Origin of the sequence: Actinoplanes sp. M2I2 (assembly GCF_023544445.1) — a bacterium.
In the GTDB taxonomy this organism is placed as follows: Bacteria; Actinomycetota; Actinomycetes; order Mycobacteriales; family Micromonosporaceae; genus Actinoplanes.
Genome location: NZ_JALPVJ010000013.1, coordinates 270771 through 288770 on the forward strand (window position 1 = coordinate 270771; position 18000 = coordinate 288770).

The 18000-nt window shown below is 71.2% G+C and carries 22 protein-coding genes and 1 pseudogene; 15 read left to right on the top strand and 8 right to left on the bottom strand.

The genetic code is table 11. The features are described from left to right. Positions 1-2: 2 nt before the first annotated feature. Positions 3-941 carry a hypothetical protein gene (locus tag HJC40_RS27270; RefSeq protein WP_250005094.1) on the bottom strand — a complete coding sequence of 313 codons (939 nt, stop codon included), beginning with the start codon at positions 939-941 and terminating at the stop codon, positions 3-5. A 229-nt stretch (positions 942-1170) separates the two neighbouring features. Next, on the bottom strand, positions 1171-2691 hold the full coding sequence (locus HJC40_RS27275; protein WP_250005097.1) for a M1 family metallopeptidase: 1521 nt from the start codon (positions 2689-2691) through the stop codon (positions 1171-1173). 125 nt (positions 2692-2816) lie between these two features. Between HJC40_RS27275 and HJC40_RS27280 the strand changes: the two genes are divergently transcribed. Further along, complete coding sequence (locus HJC40_RS27280) at positions 2817-3668, top strand: carboxylesterase (protein WP_250005100.1); 852 nt, start codon at positions 2817-2819, stop codon at positions 3666-3668. Next, complete coding sequence (locus HJC40_RS27285; RefSeq protein ID WP_250005103.1) at positions 3652-4011, top strand: acetoacetate decarboxylase family protein; 360 nt, start codon at positions 3652-3654, stop codon at positions 4009-4011. Before HJC40_RS27280 ends, HJC40_RS27285 begins: the two co-directional genes overlap by 17 nt. Positions 4012-4091: 80 nt before the next feature. Here the strand turns inward: HJC40_RS27285 and HJC40_RS27290 are convergent, their stop codons facing one another. Next, positions 4092-4436 (bottom strand): helix-turn-helix domain-containing protein, encoded by a 345-nt coding sequence (locus HJC40_RS27290; RefSeq protein ID WP_250005106.1) that lies wholly within the window; start codon positions 4434-4436, stop codon positions 4092-4094. A gap of 85 nt (positions 4437-4521) precedes the next feature. On the opposite strand from HJC40_RS27290, the gene HJC40_RS27295 reads away from it, so the two are divergent. The 4 genes from HJC40_RS27295 to HJC40_RS46260 all read left to right on the top strand — a co-directional run bounded on the left by HJC40_RS27295 (position 4522) and on the right by HJC40_RS46260 (position 9051). Continuing rightward, on the top strand, positions 4522-5412 hold the full coding sequence (locus HJC40_RS27295; RefSeq protein WP_250005109.1) for a pirin family protein: 891 nt from the start codon (positions 4522-4524) through the stop codon (positions 5410-5412). 123 nt (positions 5413-5535) lie between these two features. Beyond that, complete coding sequence (locus tag HJC40_RS27300) at positions 5536-6753, top strand: M20 family metallopeptidase (RefSeq protein ID WP_250005112.1); 1218 nt, start codon at positions 5536-5538, stop codon at positions 6751-6753. Between the two features lie 65 nt (positions 6754-6818). Next, a complete protein-coding gene (locus tag HJC40_RS27305) occupies positions 6819-7685 on the top strand; it encodes a dioxygenase (RefSeq protein ID WP_250005114.1) in 867 nt (288 codons plus the stop codon). A gap of 100 nt (positions 7686-7785) precedes the next feature. After that, positions 7786-9051 (top strand): GDSL-type esterase/lipase family protein, encoded by a 1266-nt coding sequence (locus tag HJC40_RS46260; RefSeq protein WP_250005116.1) that lies wholly within the window; start codon positions 7786-7788, stop codon positions 9049-9051. Between the two features lie 109 nt (positions 9052-9160). Here the strand turns inward: HJC40_RS46260 and HJC40_RS27315 are convergent, their stop codons facing one another. Beyond that, complete coding sequence (locus HJC40_RS27315; protein WP_250005118.1) at positions 9161-9553, bottom strand: cupin domain-containing protein; 393 nt, start codon at positions 9551-9553, stop codon at positions 9161-9163. Between the two features lie 28 nt (positions 9554-9581). Between HJC40_RS27315 and HJC40_RS46265 the strand changes: the two are divergent. From HJC40_RS46265 to HJC40_RS27350, 8 genes and pseudogenes are all read left to right on the top strand, one after another. After that, positions 9582-9788, top strand: a pseudogene (locus tag HJC40_RS46265) (hypothetical protein); the annotation flags it as partial. 161 nt (positions 9789-9949) lie between these two features. Further along, the gene (locus HJC40_RS27320) at positions 9950-10441 is read left to right on the top strand and encodes an AraC family transcriptional regulator (protein WP_250005120.1); all 492 of its coding nucleotides are present in this window, start codon (positions 9950-9952) and stop codon (positions 10439-10441) included. 121 nt (positions 10442-10562) lie between these two features. Further along, complete coding sequence (locus HJC40_RS27325) at positions 10563-11600, top strand: NAD(P)/FAD-dependent oxidoreductase (RefSeq protein ID WP_250005121.1); 1038 nt, start codon at positions 10563-10565, stop codon at positions 11598-11600. Between the two features lie 99 nt (positions 11601-11699). Next, positions 11700-12152 (top strand): hypothetical protein, encoded by a 453-nt coding sequence (locus HJC40_RS27330; RefSeq protein WP_250005123.1) that lies wholly within the window; start codon positions 11700-11702, stop codon positions 12150-12152. A gap of 94 nt (positions 12153-12246) precedes the next feature. After that, on the top strand, positions 12247-12912 hold the full coding sequence (locus HJC40_RS27335) for a response regulator transcription factor (RefSeq protein ID WP_374272846.1): 666 nt from the start codon (positions 12247-12249) through the stop codon (positions 12910-12912). A gap of 187 nt (positions 12913-13099) precedes the next feature. Beyond that, positions 13100-14167, top strand: coding sequence for an esterase-like activity of phytase family protein (locus tag HJC40_RS27340; protein ID WP_250005124.1), 1068 nt, complete (start codon positions 13100-13102; stop codon positions 14165-14167). Further along, on the top strand, positions 14164-14628 hold the full coding sequence (locus tag HJC40_RS27345; protein WP_284043825.1) for an ATP-binding protein: 465 nt from the start codon (positions 14164-14166) through the stop codon (positions 14626-14628). Before HJC40_RS27340 ends, HJC40_RS27345 begins: the two co-directional genes overlap by 4 nt. Continuing rightward, positions 14601-14819, top strand: a complete 219-nt coding sequence (locus HJC40_RS27350; RefSeq protein WP_250005127.1) for a hypothetical protein — start codon at positions 14601-14603, stop codon at positions 14817-14819. The genes HJC40_RS27345 and HJC40_RS27350 overlap by 28 nt, the downstream gene beginning before the upstream one ends. Positions 14820-14943: 124 nt before the next feature. On the opposite strand, the gene HJC40_RS27355 is transcribed toward HJC40_RS27350, so the two are convergent. Both HJC40_RS27355 and HJC40_RS27360 read right to left on the bottom strand, forming a co-directional pair. Continuing rightward, positions 14944-15165, bottom strand: coding sequence for an ATP-binding protein (locus HJC40_RS27355; protein ID WP_250005129.1), 222 nt, complete (start codon positions 15163-15165; stop codon positions 14944-14946). Positions 15166-15476: 311 nt separating this feature from the next. After that, complete coding sequence (locus HJC40_RS27360; RefSeq protein WP_250005131.1) at positions 15477-16004, bottom strand: MarR family winged helix-turn-helix transcriptional regulator; 528 nt, start codon at positions 16002-16004, stop codon at positions 15477-15479. Between the two features lie 223 nt (positions 16005-16227). On the opposite strand from HJC40_RS27360, the gene HJC40_RS27365 reads away from it, so the two are divergent. Beyond that, positions 16228-16905, top strand: a complete 678-nt coding sequence (locus tag HJC40_RS27365; RefSeq protein WP_250005133.1) for a GntR family transcriptional regulator — start codon at positions 16228-16230, stop codon at positions 16903-16905. 16 nt (positions 16906-16921) lie between these two features. Here the strand turns inward: HJC40_RS27365 and HJC40_RS27370 are convergent, their stop codons facing one another. Continuing rightward, a complete protein-coding gene (locus HJC40_RS27370) occupies positions 16922-17248 on the bottom strand; it encodes a hypothetical protein (protein WP_250005135.1) in 327 nt (108 codons plus the stop codon). 241 nt (positions 17249-17489) lie between these two features. Next, positions 17490-17774, bottom strand: coding sequence for a response regulator transcription factor (locus HJC40_RS27375; RefSeq protein WP_250005137.1), 285 nt, complete (start codon positions 17772-17774; stop codon positions 17490-17492). Positions 17775-18000: the final 226 nt, after the last annotated feature.

An 18000-nucleotide genomic window follows, 5' to 3' on the forward strand; every position in this document is an offset into this window, starting at 1 on the left:
AATCAGAGCCGGGGGAAAGATGCCGTTCTCCGCAGCGCGGCACCAGCGGGCGTGTGGCTGCCGATGCTTGCGTCGGTCCCGGCCGGGCGGTCGTCGTCGAAAAAGCGTTGCAGCACAGCCGGTACCGCCGCCGACGCGATGTCGCCGTAGTCGGCCCGGACTTCCCGGCTGTGTCGCAGAACGCCCGGCGGTACGCCGAGCAAGCGCGACAGATCGTCCCGGCCGCGACCGTACGGGATCTGTTCCTCCGGGCCGAGCCGGACGGGCAAGGCGTCGCGGCGCAGCACCACGCCCCTTGCGCCCGGCCCCCGCACGACGACGGCCGCGATCGCGTCGCCCGGCAAGGCACCGGACAGCAGGGTGGCGACCTCCGGCGGCCGACCGACCTCGCACGCGACCACCAGCACGGTGGAGCCGGGCCGGGCGATGCGGATGTCGTGCGCCCGCCTGATCGCCGCGGCGCCGGCGGCGTAGCCGGACCCGGTGACCGGAACCTGGCGTACATCGCCCCGGAACCCGCACTTGTCGATCATCCAGCTGGTGATCGGGGGCATGGAGAAGCCGGCACCGGAGACGAACACGATGGCATCGACCCCGGCGACCGGCAGCTCGGCGGACCGGAGAGCCTCGTCCACGACTCCGGGCAGCGCCCGCCGGATCTCTCGCAGGTGGAGCCGGGTACGAGCCGCCGTTCCCGGAGGGGGCAGCGGATCCCCGATCGGGTGCACGAGGTGCCGCCGGCGGACACCGCTGTTTTCGATCGCCCGCAGGACAGCACCCAGCTTGTCGTGACCGTCGTACCGGCGGCGCATCTGTTCCAGCGTCTCCTCGACGGTGACCGTGTGCTCGGGGACCCAGAGCGCGGGCCGGCACAGCATCGTCCGAACACTCGCCGACATACCTTTCGGCCCGGACAGGGCAGTGTGTGGTCGATCGGGCATCGCGGCAGCGTATCCGGGGCAGCCCGGCCGGCCGTACCCTGGCGACGGCTCCGCGACGCCCATCGCTGCAGGTCAGGACCTTGTGGGCAACTGTTCATCCGAGGGCGCCGGATGCAGATCACATTCGTCCGGAGCGCGTCGGCGGCCCCGGGAGCAACTGCTCGGTCCGCGGCGCGCCGGAGATCGATCGTCACCCTGGGGACCGCCACCCTGTCACCGGGTCACCGGGTCACTTGTTCAGGCGCAGACCCTTGAGCGCAGCCGGATCCCCGGCCGGGGTCCAGCCGGGATGTCCCGGCATGGGCGGCGTCACCGTCCCGTACAGCCAGGCCGTCAGGAACGGCCGCAGATCGCGCCCGGTCGAACGCGACGCCAGAGCGATGAAGTCGTCGGTGGACGCCGACTTGCCGCGATGAACGGTGGCCCACTCGCGCTGCAGCCGCTGGAAGGCGGCCGGGCCGACCTTCTGCTGAAGGGCGTAGAGGGCCAGCGCGCCACCGTAGTAGACGTTGATGTTGAACAGGTCGGCCAGTTCCTCGGCCGAGCGGGGCCGGGCCACCGGACCGGACTCGGCTCGCCAGGAGTCGCTGAGCGCGTAGATCCGCTGGAAGAAAGCCTCCCGGGTGGGGAAGCCGGTGTTCTCCTCCAGCGTGCCCTCCCGCTCGGCCCACAGCAGCTCGTACCAGGTCGCGTGACCCTCGTTGAGCCAGATGTCGCTCCACTCCATCGGCGCGACGCTGTTACCGAACCACTGGTGGGACAACTCGTGCGCCATGGTCGGCTCGAGGACGGCCGGGGGAAGCGAGGTGACGGCCGAGTCGTAGATGGACAGTGTCTGGGTCTCCAGCGCGGTGTTCCCGGCCACGTCGATCATGAGCGAGCCGTACACGTCGAAGGGGTAGGGCCCGGCCAGCTGTTCCATCCAGCGGATCTGCTCCCGCTCGGCCTCGAACTTCGGCAGCTGCTGAGCGGCCAGGCGGCGTGGCACGACGTCGCGGACCCGGACCCGGCCGACCGGGGCACGGTCCTGGACGACGAAGTCCCCGGCCACGACCTGAAGCAGTTCGGTGGCCATCGGCTGGCGCTGCCGGTAGGTCGAGACGACTCGCCCGTGACCGCTGCGGGTGGCCGTCCGGACGCCGCTCGCGACGCCGGCCCACCCGGACGGGACATCCGTGGTGACCGCGAAGCCGGCCTTGTCGCTGGGGTGGTCGTTGCTCGGGAAGAGCCGGTGCGCGGCGGCCGGCTGCGAGATGAGCGCGGTGCCGTCCGGCGTGACGGTGAACCCGTACAGCGCCTCCGGATCCGGCTGCTCCGGGGTGGCGCTGAAACCCTTGACCGTGACGGTGAAACCGCGACCGGCCTGGAGAGCGGCCCGGGGCGTGACGACAAGCTCCTCGCCGTCGCGGGAGAACCGGGCGGGCTTGCCGTCGACCTCGACACGGGCCGGGCCGTGACCGGCGAAGTCCAGGTTGAAGCGGGACAGCGCCTGGGTGGCGACGGCGGTGATGCTGACGTCACCGCTGACGGTCTGCGACGGGTCCTTCTCGGGGTAGGCCAGCTTGAGGTCGTAGTGCTGGACGTCGTACCCGCCGTTGCCGAGGGTGGGGAAGAGCCGGTCGCCCAAGCCGGCGGAACCGGGCGTGGGGGTGGACGGGCGGGCCAGTGCGGCGGCCGGCCCGGTGGCGACCCCGGCGGTCAGGACCAGCCCGACGGCCAGCAGGCGGCGCGGGGCGGAAGTGTCTCTCATGTCCCTGCAAACGCGCCGGATCCTCCCGGGTTCAGGCCGTGCCGGGCACCCGGTCGCCGACGCCGGCCCCGGCCTGTGAGGTAGCCGACCTGAACGGGCGCCGACCGGGACCGTCGTCACGTTCGATGAGATCTCTCGACGACACCAGGGTTTTCACGACGGCCGTGCGGGCGGCGCGGGCCGTCATCGACGCCGAGACCGCCGACCCGGGGATACGGCCGCGATCGCGCAGCCGCCTGCTTACCCACGGCTCTTCCACCGCTCGTTCGGTGCTGCTGCTGCACGGATACACGCACGGACCGGAACAACTGAGCGACCTGGGCCGTGACTTCCACCGACGCGGCTACAACGTCTGGATACCGCGGGCGCCCGGTCACGGCACGACCGATCCGTCCGCCACCCGCCGGATCACGACGGACCAGCTCACCGCCTACGCGTCCGAGGCGCTGGGTATCGCGTACGGGCTGGGCAGCGAGGCCGGTGTCGTCGGCGTCTCGGCGGGCGCGATCCTGGCCACCTGGCTGGCGCAGCAGCGGGGCGACGCCGTGCGCCGTCTGCTGCTGCTCTCGCCGTTCTTCGGCCCGGCCCCGGGTCGGGTGCCGGCCTTCGCGGTCCGTCCTCTTCTGTTCCTGTACGGGCGCGGCCTGCTTCCCGACCGCGTCACCTCGCGCGGGTACTCGCTGGCCACGGTCAGCCGGTACCTGGCGATCGGGCCGGGCCGGCCCGATCCGGCCCGGCGATCCGGCCTGCGCTCGATCGCCGTGGCGATCAGTTCGCTCGACGATGTCGTCGACCTGACGGCGGCGACGGTCGTGCCGGGGCGCATTGCCGAAGCCGCCGGCATTCCGCTGCTCACCCACGTGCTGCCCGGGTCACTGGGTTTCGGCCACAACACGATGGCCCTGGCCGGCCGTCCGGACGCCGGGGAGATCCGGGAGCAGTACATCCGGCTCTACGAGGGTGAGGCGTGGCTCTGACCCGGCACTGCCAGGCCGCGGTCAAGCCCGGTTCCGGCCCGATGAACCCCGGCCGGGGGCGTCCGTCTCCACCAGTGGGCACGACCTCGGTGTCGAGTTCTGGACCACCCCGGCCGCCGCGGCCGCCAGCCTGCCGACCGGTCTCGACCCGGACCCCGTGCACGAGCTGACCCAGTCGGTGCTCACCAGCCTCAAGGTCGACAACGCCTGGATCGGATCGGGTGATCTGCGGTTCCTGCCCTCGCCCCGTGAGGAGATCGCCGACCTGGCCATCCAGCGCATCGGTGTCGGCTTCCGGGGATCGCTGTCGTACACGGTGCAAGACTTGACCATCCTCGCCTGACCGGCGCGCCGGGGCGGGCCGCGGTTCGCGGCCCGCCCCGCTCGGCGCAGCCAGGCGCCCCGCCCTCGCTCCCGCCCGGATCAGGCGTCGCCGGGTGGGAGATGGCGCTCGCTCCAGCGTGACAGCGGCTGGAGCGCGGCGATCAGCTCCTCGGCGTCGGCGGTGAGGCTGTAGGTGATCTGCACCGGTGTGCTCGGGACAACGGTGCGGTCGATGAGCCCGCGCGCCTGCAACTGCTTGAGCCGCAGCGTGAGTTGCGGGTCGGAGATGCCGTCGACCATGGCCCGGTACTCCTTGAAGCGGCGGGCGCCGCGGGCGGCGGCGAGCAGGATCGGGCCGGTCCAGCGGACCCCGATGATGTCGATGGCTCGCAGGATGCGCAGGCAGGCTTCCTCGTTCACCGGAGCGGTCGGCGGCTTGTTCACTTCTCCAAAGTAAGTACCTTGCCCGGCGTTTGCCAACTCTGATCGGCGGACGGACGCTTCTCCTCACCGAGGAAAGGAAGGCATCATGACCACACCAGCCGCACCGGTGACCCGCAAGGTGGACCGGGTCGCCGACAAGGTTCATCTCGGTCCGACTCCCATGTCGGCCGACAGCTCAATGATCATCGCACCGGGCGCCAACGCCTGGACCGACCCGTTCCTGGTGATGGGCGAGGAGTTCGTCACCGAGCCGGGTTTCGACTGGCATCCGCACCGCGGGCTGGAGACCGTGACCGTCATCCTGGACGGGGCGCTGGAGCACGGTGACAGCCTGGGTCACGCCGGGGTCATCGGGCCGGGCGACGTGCAGTGGATGACCGCGGGACGGGGCATCATCCACCGCGAGGTCGCCGCCCGCTCGGAACACGCCCACATCCTGCAGCTGTGGGTCAACATGCCGGCCGACAGGAAGCTGGCGCCCACCCGATACCAGGATCTGCGGGCCGGCCTGCACGCCGTGCACACCGAGCCGGGCGTGCTGGTCCAGGTGATCTCGGGGGAGACCGGCACGGTACGGGGCCCGGCGCTCAACCATTGGCCGATCCTCGGAGTGATGATCACGCTGGACCCGAGGACCGGCTATCGGCAGCTGCTCGCCGGGGACGAGCGCGCCTTCGCGTACGTGATCTCGGGCCGGCTGACGATCGGCGGACGACAGGTGCGGGCCGGCCAGGTCGCCTGGTCCGACCCCGTGTCGCGGCCGGAGGAGCCGACCACGCTGTCGCTGGCCACCGGCGACGGTGACGAGCAGACCAGGGTGCTGGTGTTTGCCGGGCGGCCGATCGGCGAGTCCGTGTACGCCAGCGGCCCCTTCGTGATGAACACGCGCGAGGAGATCGAGCAGGCGTACCGCGACTTCCACTCGGGCAAGTTCGGCAGCATCCCGCGGCACACGCGCCTGCCCGCCGGCGCCTGACCGCCGGGCGACGCCCGCCCCGGCCGGCCGGGTGACATCGGCCTCCTGAACTTGCCCCCGCGAAACACGTCCTGCCTGGTGTGACCGCCTGTCCGGGCGGCGTGAGCGAATGGGGTGATCCACATGTCCGATGCCGACGACGCCGGCGTCCTGCGCACCGCCGAGGGGCTGCAGGCGGATCTCGTGCGGCTGCGACGGGACCTGCACGCGCATCCCGAGACCGGTCTCCAGCTGCCGCGGACGCAGGCGGCGGTCCTCGACGCGCTCGGGGGCCTGGACCTGGAAGTGTCCCGCGGGGAGGCGCTGACGTCGGTGACCGCCGTGCTGCGGGGCGGACGGCCGGGTCCGGCGGTTCTGCTCCGGGCCGACATGGACGCGCTGCTGCTGACCGAGGCGACCGGCCTGGACTACGCGAGCCGGACGCCCGGCGTCATGCACGCCTGCGGGCACGACCTGCACACCGCGGCTCTCGTCGGCGCCGCCCGCACGCTGACCGAGCACCGTGACCGGCTGGCCGGCGACGTCGTCTTCATGTTCCAGCCCGGCGAGGAAGGCTGGGACGGCGCCGACCTCATGATCAAGGAGGGCGTGCTCGAGGCGGCCGGCGAGCGGGTGAGGGCGGCGTACGGCCTGCACGTGCGGTCCTACGAGACCCCGCGCGGGGTGTTCCGCAGCCGCCCGGGCACCATCATGGGCGCCACCGATTCGGTGACCGTGACGGTGACCGGCCGCGGCGGCCACGCGTCGCGACCGCACGTGGCCAACGACCCGGTCCCGGTCGCGGCGCACCTCATCACGGCCCTCCAGTCGATGATCACGCGCACCTTCGACCCGTTCGACCCGGTCGTTGTCACGGTCACGTCGGTCCAGGCGGGCCACGTCGCCAACATCATCCCGGAGCAGGTCGAGCTGGCCGGCACCATCCGCACGTTCTCGGAGACCAGCCGGACGCGGATCAGGACCGAGATCGCCCGGTTGGCCAAGGGCCTCGCGCAGGCCCACGGGATGACCGCCGAGGCCGTGTTCGCCGACGGATACCCGGTGACGGTCAATGATGCGAACGAGTACGCGTTCGCCGCCGCCGTCGTCCAGGACACGCTCGGAACGGATCGGTTCGACCCGTTGTCCGCGCCGGTCGCCGCGGCCGAGGACTTCTCCCGCGTGCTCAACGAGGTGCCGGGCTGCTTTCTCTTCCTGGGCGCGAGCGCGGCCGGTGACCCCGCGACCGCGCCGAGCAACCACAGCCCGCACGCAGTGTTCGACGACTCGGTGCTGGCCGACGCCTCGTTCGTCCTCGCCGAACTCGCCCGGCGTGCCGTCGACCGGTTCGCCGCGTCCTGATGACCGGCGACAACCCCGCCCGGCAGCACGGCCGCTCCGCCGGGCGCAACGAAGGAGAGAGCATCGTGACGATCGAACCTGACGTGAGCATCACCGAGGAGGCGGTGCGCCGGTGGGGAACGGCGCAGTCACCCCGTACGGCCGCGTTGATGACCGCGTTGGTGCGGCATCTGCACGCGTTCGCCCGCGAGACCGGCCTGACCCCGGACGAGTGGATGGCGGGCGTGCAGTGGCTGACCCGTACCGGCCGGCTCAGCGACGACAAGCGGCAGGAGTTCATCCTGGCCTCCGACGTGCTGGGCCTCAGCTCGCTCGTGGTGCAGCTGAACCACCGCTTCGACGAGCGGGCCACCCCGGCGACGGTGCTGGGCCCCTTCCACATCGACGGGTCACCGCCGGCCGGGTTCGGCGCCGACATGTCCGAGGGGCTGCCGGGTGTGCCGCTGTTCCTCGTCGGCCGGGTCACCGGCCTGGACGGCAAGGCGGTGCCGGACGCGGTCCTGGACGTGTGGCAGGCCGACGTCGACGGGGTGTACGAGGCTCAGCTGCCCGAGGTCGACGAGGCCCGGCTGCGGGCGAAGTACCGCGTCCGGCCGGACGGCAGCTACTGCGTCCGCACGATCGTGCCGCTCGGGTACACGATTCCGATGGACGGTCCGGTCGGGGACTTGATCGGCCGGACCGCCATCAGCGCCTATCGGCCGGCCCACATCCACTTCCTGCTGGACGAGCCCGGCTACGAGAAGCTGATCACGCACCTGTTCCCGGCCGGTACGGAGTACCTGGACTCGGACGTGGTCTTCGGGGTCAAGGACGCGCTGATCACCCCGTTCGTCGAGCACCAGCCGGGCCCGAGCCCCGACGGCGGAACGATGGATCGGCCGTTCCTGGTCGCGCACTACGACTTCGTCCTCCAGCCGGCGCAGTCCTGACCGGTGTCCCGGACGAACTTTTCCGGAGGTCCGACGGCGGCGGAGATCGGGCGGTCGACGGGATGCCGCGGCGGTGGATCACGACCGTACAGTGGTTGCCGTGAATAAGTGGGTTAAGTCCGCAACCGTTGTCTCGGCCGCCGTCGTGGTCCTTGTCGTGGCGGCGATCGTGTGGGTACGGCGGGACTCGGGGAGCGAAGGGAACGAGACCGCCAAAGCGGTCTCGTTCGGTCCGATCGGCGCCGGCGCCTCGCCGGACCCTTCGAAGGACGCCTGGACGGGCACCTGGGCCACGGCCATGCAGGACGGCCGCGGAAAGGGCTTCCAGCGTGAGACGGTCCGGCAGGTGATCCGCGCGAGCATCGGCGGAGACGCCGTACGTGTCAAGCTCTCCAACCAATTCGGTAAGGAACCGCTGACCGTCAGTGCCGTTCACCTGGCCAAGCACGTGGGCGAGGGCAAGGTCGACCCGAGCACCAACGGGCGGGTGACCTTCGGCGGCAAGGACTCGGTGACCATCAAGGCCGGGGGCACGGCCGTGAGCGACCCGGTGGCGTTCCGGCTGCCGGCCGGTGGCGACCTGGCCATCAGCGCCTACGTCCCGCAGCGGGTCGGATCGGTCACCCAGCACGAATCGGCCAACCGCGACAACTACGCGGCGCCGGGCGACCAGACCACAAAGGACTCGATGTCCGGTGGGCGCTCGTTCTACAACTACTCCTTCCTGGCCGGCGTGGACGTCCAGAACCCGGCGTCCGAGGGTGCGGTCGTCGCCCTCGGGGCCTCGATCACCGATGGCTACGACTCGACGTGGAACGACTATCGAAGCTGGTCCGACCTGCTCGCGCGGCGGCTGAACGACGGGGGCCGGGCGGTCGGCGTGCTCAATGCCGGCATCAGCGGCAACTCGCTGCTGCAGAACGGCGTCGGGCAAAGCGGCCTCAACCGGCTCCAGCGTGACGTTCTCGGCCAGGCCGGCGTCAAGTGGGTGATCGTCGCCGATCTCGGGATCAACGACCTCGGTGGCGCCGACGCGTCCACCGGCGGCCGGCTGGTCACCGGCCTGCGGCAGCTGATCCAGCGCAGCCACGACGCGGATGTCAAGGTCCTGTGCACGACCCTGGCCCCGTACGCGGGCTCGGAAAGCTGGAGCAAGGTGGGCGAGTCCGGCCGGAAGGTGTTCAACACCTTCGTGCGGTCCAAGGGCAGCGGCTGCGACGCCGTCGTGGACTTCGACGCCGCCACCCGCGACCCCGCCGATCCGTCCCGCTGGAACAGCCGCTTCGACCAGGGCGACCACCTGCACCCCAACAACGCCGGCATGGAGGCGCTGGCCACCGCGATCGACCTCAAGCCGTTCGCCTAAGCAGTGCAAGGTCGGTGCGTCACGTCGTCTCCGGTGTGCCGGTGGCCGGCCCGCGGAGGACGGGCCCTCCCGGAAAGACGGTCGTCACCCACGACTGTTCAGCCCGGCCTCACCGCAGGGGGTGACCGGTGGTGCTGTCTACGTGATCCGGTACCGCGTCGTCGTGCTGATCGCCGGTGGTGGACGTTCCGGTGGGTTCGAACATCAGGATGGCGCCACCGGGCGAGGACGGCTTGTGCTCAGTGCCTTGGGGAACGACGAACACGTCGCCGGTATGCAGCGTGACCGTTCGCTCGGTGCCGTCGGCCCCGCGTAGCGCGATGTCGAACCGGCCGTCGAGGGCGAGGAAGAACTCGTCGGTGTCGTGGTGGACGTGCCAGACATGCTCGCCCCGGGTGTGCGCGACGCGCACGTCGTAGTCGTTGACCCTGGTCACGATCCGGGGGCTGTAGATCGCGTCGAAGGAGGCGAGCGCCTGGCTGAGGTTCACGGGCTGGTCCATGCGATCCAGGCTGCCCCGGCTGGGTGTCATGGTCTTGTACGTTGTTGATGTGGACGAGCCCATCCCGGAGCGCTGCCGGGTCGTGGCCTGGCAACCGGCCGTCCCCGGCATCTGCGAGGTCTTCCACGCGCGCATCGTCGATTACCGGTATCCGACACACTGCCATGACACCTGGACAGTGCTGATCGTCGACGACGGCGCCATCCAGTACGACCTGGACACCCGCCACCACGGCGCCGTCGGGCAGAGCGTCAGCATCCTGCCGCCCGGGGTGGCACACAACGGCTACCCGTCCTGGCGCTCCGGTCGCTTCGCAAGCGCAACCTCTATCTCGACAGCCGGTTCCTGCCCCAGAACCTTGTGGGCCGCGCGGTCGACGAATCGACCTTCGAGGACGTGGCCCTGCGAGCGGCGATCAGCGCACTACATGCCCGGCTCGTCGCACCGGATCCGCTCGACGTGGAAGCACGGCTGGCAGCGATCGCCGAGCGGTTCCAGCACCGCCTGCGACGACGCCCGCCGGCTGTGCCCGATCCGGAACCCACCATCGCCGACCAGCTGCGCGAATACCTCGACGGCCACCTCACCGGCGATGTCACCCTCAAGGACGCCGCCCAGCTTCTCGACCGCAGTATCGCCCACCTCGTTCGCAGCTTCACCCGCCGCTACCGCATCTCCCCGCACGCGTACGTGATAGGCGCTCGCGTCGATCTGGCGCGCAAACTGCTGTTGCAAGGAATGCCCCCGGCCCGCGTCGCCGTCGACACCGGCTTTCACGACCAAGCGCACCTGACCCGCCATTTCACCCGGCACGTGTCAGTGCCACCGGCCCGCTACGCCGCGAGCTTCACCCGATTCACGGTGGCCGAGGACCCGGACCGGTCCTGACGTCCCCCGGTCAGATCCCTGTCCGTGGTCCGCACGGTCCGCCGGCAAGACAAAGAAGGCGGCGGGTGGCGGTGCGTGTCACAGGACTGAATTCGGCGCCGGGTGTCCCGTCGTATGGGGCATGTCTGACTTTCCCGCGGTCGTGGTGGGTGCGGGGGCCGCCGGGCTCGCCGCGTCGTGGCATCTGCGCCGGAACGGCCGGCGGTTCGTGGTCCTCGACGCCGGCGCCCGGCCCGGTGACGTGTGGCGCAGCCGCTACGACAGCCTGCGGCTGTTCACCCCGGCGCGCTTCTGCGAACTTCCCGGCCTGCCGATGCACGTGCCACCCGGCGCCCATCCCGGCAAGGACGAGATGGCCGATTACCTCGCCCGCTATGCGGAACGTTTCGATCTGCCGGTCCGCCCCGGCTCGGTCGTCCGCACCCACCGGGTCGACCAGGGCCGGCACCGGCTGTCCGGCGACGGCTTCGCCATCGAGACGGACCGTCTGATCGTCGCCACCGGGGCGTGCCGGACGCCCGCCACACCGGCCTTCGCCGCCGCACTCGCCCCCGCCGTCCGGCACCTGCACTCAGGGGATTACCGGAGACCCTCCGATCTGCCGGCCGGGCGAGTCCTGGTGGTCGGAGCCGGCCCGGCCGGCGCCGACATCGCCCTCGAGCTGTCCGCGACGCACGAGGTCTGGCTGGCCGGCGAGAGCACCGGGCACATCCCCGTCAGCCTGGTGCGCAGCGCGGTGGTGCGCCGGACGGTCTACGACCGCAGGATGCCGGCCGGCCGGCTGGGCCGGTTGGTCCGTGCCCGGCTCGCGCGGCGAGGAGGCCCCCTGATCTGGCAGACCGAGGCGTTGCTGCGCCGGGTGGGGGTCCGTCGCGTGCCCCGGGTGGCCGGTGTCCGCGACGGGCTGCCGCAACTGGTCGACGGCCGGGTCCTCGCGGTAGCTGCCGTCGTCTGGTGCACCGGATTCCGGCCCGGCTACGGGTGGATGGACGCCCGGGCGCTCGGCCCGCACGGATGGCCGGAACACTTCCGGGGTGTCTCGGCCACCCTGCCGGGACTCGGCTATGTCGGCCTGCCTCAGCAGAACACCCTCGGTTCCGGCTTCCTGGGGGCGATGTCGAACGATGCCGCGTCCGTGGTCGCCCGTCTCGGCCGGTAGCGCTCGTCCCCAGGCTGAGCGAGGCGTCCGGATCGCCTCGGCGCTGATGAAGGGGTCTCGCCGCCTGAACAACTCGCGCCGGCGATCGTCCTTGACGGTGTGAGAATTCTGCCCGGACCGGACGAGCGAAAGAACTTCGGAGCCGTCGTCCTGCGTACCGACTACTCCGACGAGGCGGCCTGGCGGGCCCTCCGCGAGGTGCTCCACGCCGGGAACGACTCGGACCGGCCCCCACTGCTCGTCGAGAACACCCTGTGGGCCGGCGCGGCGGTCGACGAGGTACTGGCCGCCGGCGACGGCCTGGACGTGGTGTTCCTCGCCGACCGCGCGGCGTTGACCGATCCCGAGCACAAGCTGCTCGCTGTCACGGTCGCCGGTGAGCGAGGAGCCGGCGCCCGGGCCCGGGGGAGCCGGGAGCGGGCGTTCCGCATCGTGCCGGCCTGGGTTCCGGTGCTGGACGAGAGCCTGGCGCTCGGGGCTCTCGGCTTCGCGGAGTTCGCCGAGGCGGCCGCCCAGGACTCCGAGGGCGCCTTCCGCGGCTTCGCCGGGTGAGCCGGGTCGTGCCGCGTTGCCGCCGGACCCGCGCCCACCGGCTCGGGCCTCGGGCACGAAGCATCTGAACCCTGGGCCCGCGGCTACGTCGTCAATGCGAAAGACCAATGTGGACGAGCCCGAGGAAGTGCTGTTCGTGGCGATGGTGTGTGTCCGGGTACTGGCGGGCGACCCGCTCGCGGCCGAGGGGCTGGCGAGCTACCTCACCGGGCACCCGGAGATCACGGTGCTCGGTGCGGACCGCCCCGACCGGCCGGACGTGCTGGTCGTCGAGGCCGATCGGCTGAGCGTCGAGGTGGTGTCCACGCTGCGCCGCCTCGAAGCGACCGTCGGCCGCCCGATCGTCCTGGTCATCTCGGAGATCGACGAGTCGCAGTTGCTCATGCTGGTGGAGAACCGGGTGGTCGCCATTCTGCCGCGGGCGACGGTGAACCGGGAGCGGGTCGTGCACAGTGTCCTGACCGCGGCCGGCGGGGGCGGCGTGATGCCCGCCCGCCTGCTGGGGGAGCTGCTCGAACAGGTCCGCCGAATCCAGCGGGACGTGTTGCAGCCGAACGGGCTGACGCCTTCCGGCCTGAGCTCCCGCGAGGTCGCCGTGCTGCGCTTGATGGCGGAGGGGCTGGACACCACCGAGATCGCCGAGGAGATGCGGTACTCCGTGCGGACCGTCAAGACGATCATCTACGGCGTGATGGCCCGGTACAAGCTGCGCAACCGGTCGCACCTGGTGGCCTACGTGGTGCGTGCCGGTGTCATCTGAGCCCGGTCGGATGACATTGGTCACGTCCGTTGTGCGGCTCGCGGTGAACGACGCGATCGCAGTCCCGTCGGGACAGTCGGACGGTGACCATCTTCGCTCGGCTGCCGTCCGCCCATTCACGAGTCCGACAGGACCATCACCACAGGAGCGGTTCATGAAAATGGCCTTCCCTCTCCGCGGTCGCCTGATGGCGCCCGCGGTAGCGGCCGGTGTTCTGGCGCCGCTGCTCGTCGTTCCCGCGGCCGGGGCCTCCTCGGTGCCGAACGGGGGCAACTGCGCCCCGCGGGCCGAAGCGGTCTCGTACAGCGACAGTCTGGACAAGTCGACGAGCAAGGACGGCGTCGCCGTCGGCGGGCTGTCCGCCATCACGTACGACAAGGTCAGCCGGTCGTCCGTGACGGTGATCGACCGGAGCGGCACGCAGCCGGCCCGCCTGGTCTTCCTCGGTGACGGCCCCGCGCCGCAAGCGACCCGGACGACGGCGCTCAAGCGCGCGGACGGCACCCCCTTCGACGGCACGAACTTCGACGGCGAGGGACTCGCCGTGCTGCCGGACGGCACCTTCCTCGTCAGCTCCGAGGCCGAGCCGTCGATCCGCATCTTCGGCCGCGACGGCGTCCAGCGGGGCGAACTCCCGGTGCCGGAGCGTTTCCGGGTCGCGCCGACCGGCGAGGCGCCGGAGAACGCGACCCTCGAAGGCCTGACCATCTCGCCGGACGGAAAGTACGTCTACGCGGCGATGGAGGGCTCCCTCGCCGGCGACGCGCCGTCCAACGGTGAGGTGCCCCGGCACCGCGTGCTGGTCTACAAGGCCGACGGGCGTGGCGACTATCGCCTCGCCCGCCAGTTCGGCTACCAGGCCGACCGGGGCAACCGGATCGCCGAGGTGGCGGCCTACGCCGACGGGCGGCTGGTGGTCCTCGAGGCCGCTTTCACCTCGGGCGTCGGTAACACCGTCCGGCTGTACGCGGTCACCGGCGCCAACCGGGCCCCGGACGTCAGCGCCGTGCGGAACCTCTCGACCGCCGGTTACCGCAGTCTCGTCGAGAAGCAGCCCATCGCCGATCTCGCCAACTGCCCGACCCTGGGCGCGACAAGCCCGCAGCCGCAACTGAACCCGCTGCTGGACAACTTCGAAGGCCTCGCCGTCGAGCCGGGTCACGGTGCCCGGCACCGTCTCCAGCTGATCAGCGACGACAACTTCAGCGCCAACCAGAAGACCCGGATCCTGACGGTCGACGCGCGCCTGCCCTGACCGCCTCCCGACCGACGGGCCCCGGGCGGCACCTCGCCCGGGGCCCGTCGGCCACCCGGTCGCCAACGGGCCAGGCGGCGGAGGGCGGCCGGTGCCTGGTTCTGCGCGGCCAGCCCGGCGTGGGCAAGTCGGCTCTGCTGCGGTGGGTGACCGGGCGGGCTGCGGAGCGTCGGGCCTCCGTGCTGTCGATCACCGCGGTGGGGGACGAGTTCGAGCTTCCGTACGCCGGCCTGCACCTGCTCCCCGCCCAGGTGCGCCGCGGCGAGTCGCTGCCGGAGGCCGGGCGTCTGCTGCGGGCCGTGGGGGCGGAGGCGCCGCCGGCCCTCGTCGCGCGGGCCCTTCTCGACCTCGTCGCCGCCCTGACCGGGGACGGGCCCCTGCTGATCGTCGTGGACGACGCCCAGTGGCTGACACCGCCAGCTGGAGCGCCCTGGTGCTGGCGGGCCGCGTCGAGCCACTAGCGCCCGCCGCCGCGGCCCAGCTGCTCGACCTGCCCGGGCTCAGCTGCGCCGCCCGTTCGTACGTGCGGGCGGCCGACGTCATCGCGCCCCGCCGGCGGGCCTCCTCGGCGGCCTCGGCGAGCTGGGCGGCGAGCTGCTCGGCGGGCCCCGCGGCGGCGCCGGCCCGGTGCCGGATCCGCCGCTCCGGATGAGCGGTCAGCACGTCGGCCAGGGCCCGGTGCACCTCGCGGCGGCGGGCCGCGCTCATGGCCCGGCCGATCGCCGACCGCGTCAGCGGATGCCGGAAGCCGAGCTCGAGCGGCTCGTCGAGGGTGATCAGCCGCGCGTTCTCGGCCGCGGAGGCGGTGGCCCCAGCACGCGGACGCCGCGCGTCTGCGCCGTGCCGGACAGCCAGGACAGCAACGCCGACTTGCCGGCGCCGGGGCCGCCGGTCAGCGCCAGTGCTCCCCCGGCGACCGGCAGGTGCTCGAGCACCTCGGTCAGCCGGGCCCGCTCAGGCTCCCGGCCGATGAGCTCCCCACCGCCCGTCGCCTCCACCAGAGAGAACTAGCCTTCGCCGCGGCGGCCCGCCGGATGGGCGAGGTGGCCGCCCGGCGGATCCTCGGCGGTCCGGTGCCGGGCTGAACCTCGCCGGCTTTCCGCCGTCTGCTGGAACGGGAAGGGCCGGTGCTCACTGATCGGCCCGCCGGGTCCGGCCATGTCACGAGCTGGCCGGACCACCCGATCGGGCCGGTGGCTGGTCCCCCCAGGGCAGTCACCGGCTCCCGGCCGGTGCGATGGACGTGGCGCCGGGCTTCGGCAACTTCGCCCACGCTCATGGCGACGAGGCCTTCTCCATCGCCTCGGGCTCAGTGAAGGCGCACCTTCGCCCGGGCCGGCTCCGGCTGTCCAGGCGGGACGGGTGATGCGAGCTGCTGAGCCGCTGCCGTGACGATCCGGATGGTGTCCGGGCCGAGCGTGCCCAGGGCGTGACGGTGCACGCTGGAGGCGTACGTCGGCTCGCAGCGATCCAGCCAGTCCTGACCGGCCGGGGTGAGGATCGCGTACCAGCCACGCCGATCGTCCTCGGGACGTTCGCGCTCGATGAACCCGCGGCTCTCGAAGCTGTAGATCATCCGGCTGATCCGGCTGCGGGACAGGAAACGGGCGTCGGCGAGGTCCTGCAGGCGCATGCGGCGGTCCGGGGCGCCGGCCAGATGCCGCAGCGTCTGGTAATCGCTCAGCGTGATGTTGTACAGCTGCACGAGATCGGCGCTGACCCGTCGCCGTACCGCTGCCGCCGCGCCCAGGAAGGCGTCGAAGAACTGCTCCTGCGGGGGCGACAGCACCGTCTCGGTGACCGGGGCGCCGGCCTGGCCTGAAGAATGCTGGTCCATCGTGTCCGTCCTTGGCTTGGTCGATTCGGCGGCGACTCCTCACCTGTTCCGACGGGCGGCTGTCGTCAACTCTCACACCGACGGCGGTGAAGTGCGACACGTCGGCGACGCCGGACCGGCGACGATGGCGGGACGGTCGTGGGTGCAGTGCGCACCGCCACTCGTGCAGGGCTGACGCGCCCGTCATTGACCCCTGATCGCCGTGCGGAGTGGAATATTGTGCATGCCGATACCGGAGCGAGTAGGGATCATCTCGCGATTGTTGTTGCGGGAGAACGCCTACCGGTCGATCCGGGATGCCATCGTCGACGGCACCATGGCGCCGGGGGAGAAGCTCAACGACGCCGAGCTGGCCCAGTGGCTGGGCATGAGTCGCACCCCGGTCCGCGAGGCGCTGGCGCGCTTGGAGGGGTCGGGCCTGGTGGTCACCGAGCCTGGCCGCTACACGATCGTCAGCCCGCTGGACGCCCGTATCGCACGGGCTGTTCAGACCGTGATGGCCGCGATGCACGAGCTCGCCGTGCGGGAGGCTGTGCCGCACTTGTCCGTGGTCGAGCTGGACGCCATGCGGGAGGCCAACGCCCGTTTCGCGGCGGCTCTGCGGGCTGATGACGTCGATGCGGCGATCGCCTCGGACGACGATTTTCATGGTGTCGCGGTGCGGGCGTCGGCCAATCCTGTGTTGCGTGCGGTGATCGAGCAGTACACGCCGGTGTTGCGGCGGTTGGAGCGGCTGCGTTTCTCGTCGCTCAACGGTCGTGCGTCGGTGGCGTTGCACGACCGGATCATCACCTTGTGCGAGGCGGGTGATGGGGAGGGCGCGTCGGCCGCGGCCCGGGACAACTGGCTGAGCCTGACCGAGGTGTTCGAGCTGGACGCGTACGGCAATCTCTCGACCTAGCGCCGCCCTCGAGCTGTCACCCGAGAGATCGGACCAGGGCGCGGGCGGACGGCGTCGAACCGGACAGCGGTGGCCGGGCGCGGCCGGCCCGCTTGATGGTCTCGGCCATCGCGGTGTCCTCTCCATGGCCGGCGAGCGTGGCGATCAGCAAGTCGATGTCGGAGTCGGTCAGGGCCACGGCCTCGGCGACCGCGGCGAACACGACAGCGTGCGCGACCTCGACCACATGGCCCCCGGTCAGCCGCGATCGCAGGTCCGCGACGAAACCGCCGCAGAGACGACCGTGAAGGCTGCCCAGGAGCTGATGGAGATGCCGTGTCGTCGCGGTGTGCTGTGCCTGCATTCCTGGCTCCTTCGGGTGCTTGGTGTGGCGGCTCCGGGTAACGTCAGCAACGCTCGTCGCGATGGCCATGAACCCCGTCCCCGCAGCAATTCCGGTGAGTTCGGAAAGCGTAGAGGGGCGGGTGTTGAATCCTACTTGATCGCTAGTGAAAACCGATGTGTATCGGGGCTTTTCGGCGATGGCAGCCATGCTTTTCATGGCGGGCTCAGGTCGATTCGACAATAGGCTCGGTCACCGGAAATCAGTGTGGCGTCGCCGACTCGTACGCCGTGAGCGCGTCGCGCAACCCGGCCCGCGACGAGATGCCGAGCTTCGGGAAGATCCGGTACAGGTGGGCGCCCACCGTGCGATGCGAGAGATACAGGCGGTCGGCGATCTGCTTGTTGGTCAGCCCGCCGGCGGCCAGCCGCGCGATCTCGTACTCCTGAGGAGTGAGGGTGGCCGCCGGTTGTTCGGCGGCGGCCGGCCGATATCCGGTGGCCCGCAATTCGGTGATCGTGCGGGCCAGCCAGGGATCGGCGCCCATGGCGGCGAAACCGGCCTGCGCCGCGGTCAGAAATGCGCGAGCGCGCGCGAGTTCCTTTCGGCGGCGCAATTTCTCGGCGAAGGCGAGGCGGATCCGGGACAGGGCCCCGGCAAAGTCGTGATCATGTCCGACTTGGGTCGATCAGGGTAGAAGCGCCTCGGTTGGCGGCAGCAAGACGGGCATGACCGGTTCAGAAGATCATCAAGGTTCCTACGCCATGCTGATC

Bases quoted from the DNA above. Each gene is read 5' to 3' on its own strand.
- HJC40_RS27300 (WP_250005112.1), top strand. From the start codon at position 5,536: ATGTCCGATGCCGACGACGCCGGCGTCCTGCGCACCGCCGAGGGGCTG.
- HJC40_RS27365 (WP_250005133.1), top strand. From the start codon at position 16,228: ATGCCGATACCGGAGCGAGTAGGGATCATCTCGCGATTGTTGTTGCGG.
- HJC40_RS27325 (WP_250005121.1), top strand. From the start codon at position 10,563: ATGTCTGACTTTCCCGCGGTCGTGGTGGGTGCGGGGGCCGCCGGGCTC.
- HJC40_RS27360 (WP_250005131.1), bottom strand. From the start codon at position 16,004: ATGGACCAGCATTCTTCAGGCCAGGCCGGCGCCCCGGTCACCGAGACG.
- HJC40_RS27315 (WP_250005118.1), bottom strand. From the start codon at position 9,553: ATGGACCAGCCCGTGAACCTCAGCCAGGCGCTCGCCTCCTTCGACGCG.
- HJC40_RS27275 (WP_250005097.1), bottom strand. From the start codon at position 2,691: ATGAGAGACACTTCCGCCCCGCGCCGCCTGCTGGCCGTCGGGCTGGTC.
- HJC40_RS27335 (WP_374272846.1), top strand. From the start codon at position 12,247: ATGCGAAAGACCAATGTGGACGAGCCCGAGGAAGTGCTGTTCGTGGCG.
- HJC40_RS27295 (WP_250005109.1), top strand. From the start codon at position 4,522: ATGACCACACCAGCCGCACCGGTGACCCGCAAGGTGGACCGGGTCGCC.
- HJC40_RS27280 (WP_250005100.1), top strand. From the start codon at position 2,817: ATGAGATCTCTCGACGACACCAGGGTTTTCACGACGGCCGTGCGGGCG.
- HJC40_RS27370 (WP_250005135.1), bottom strand. From the start codon at position 17,248: ATGCAGGCACAGCACACCGCGACGACACGGCATCTCCATCAGCTCCTG.
- HJC40_RS27270 (WP_250005094.1), bottom strand. From the start codon at position 941: ATGCCCGATCGACCACACACTGCCCTGTCCGGGCCGAAAGGTATGTCG.
- HJC40_RS27375 (WP_250005137.1), bottom strand. From the start codon at position 17,774: ATGGGCGCCGATCCCTGGCTGGCCCGCACGATCACCGAATTGCGGGCC.
- HJC40_RS27340 (WP_250005124.1), top strand. From the start codon at position 13,100: ATGGCGCCCGCGGTAGCGGCCGGTGTTCTGGCGCCGCTGCTCGTCGTT.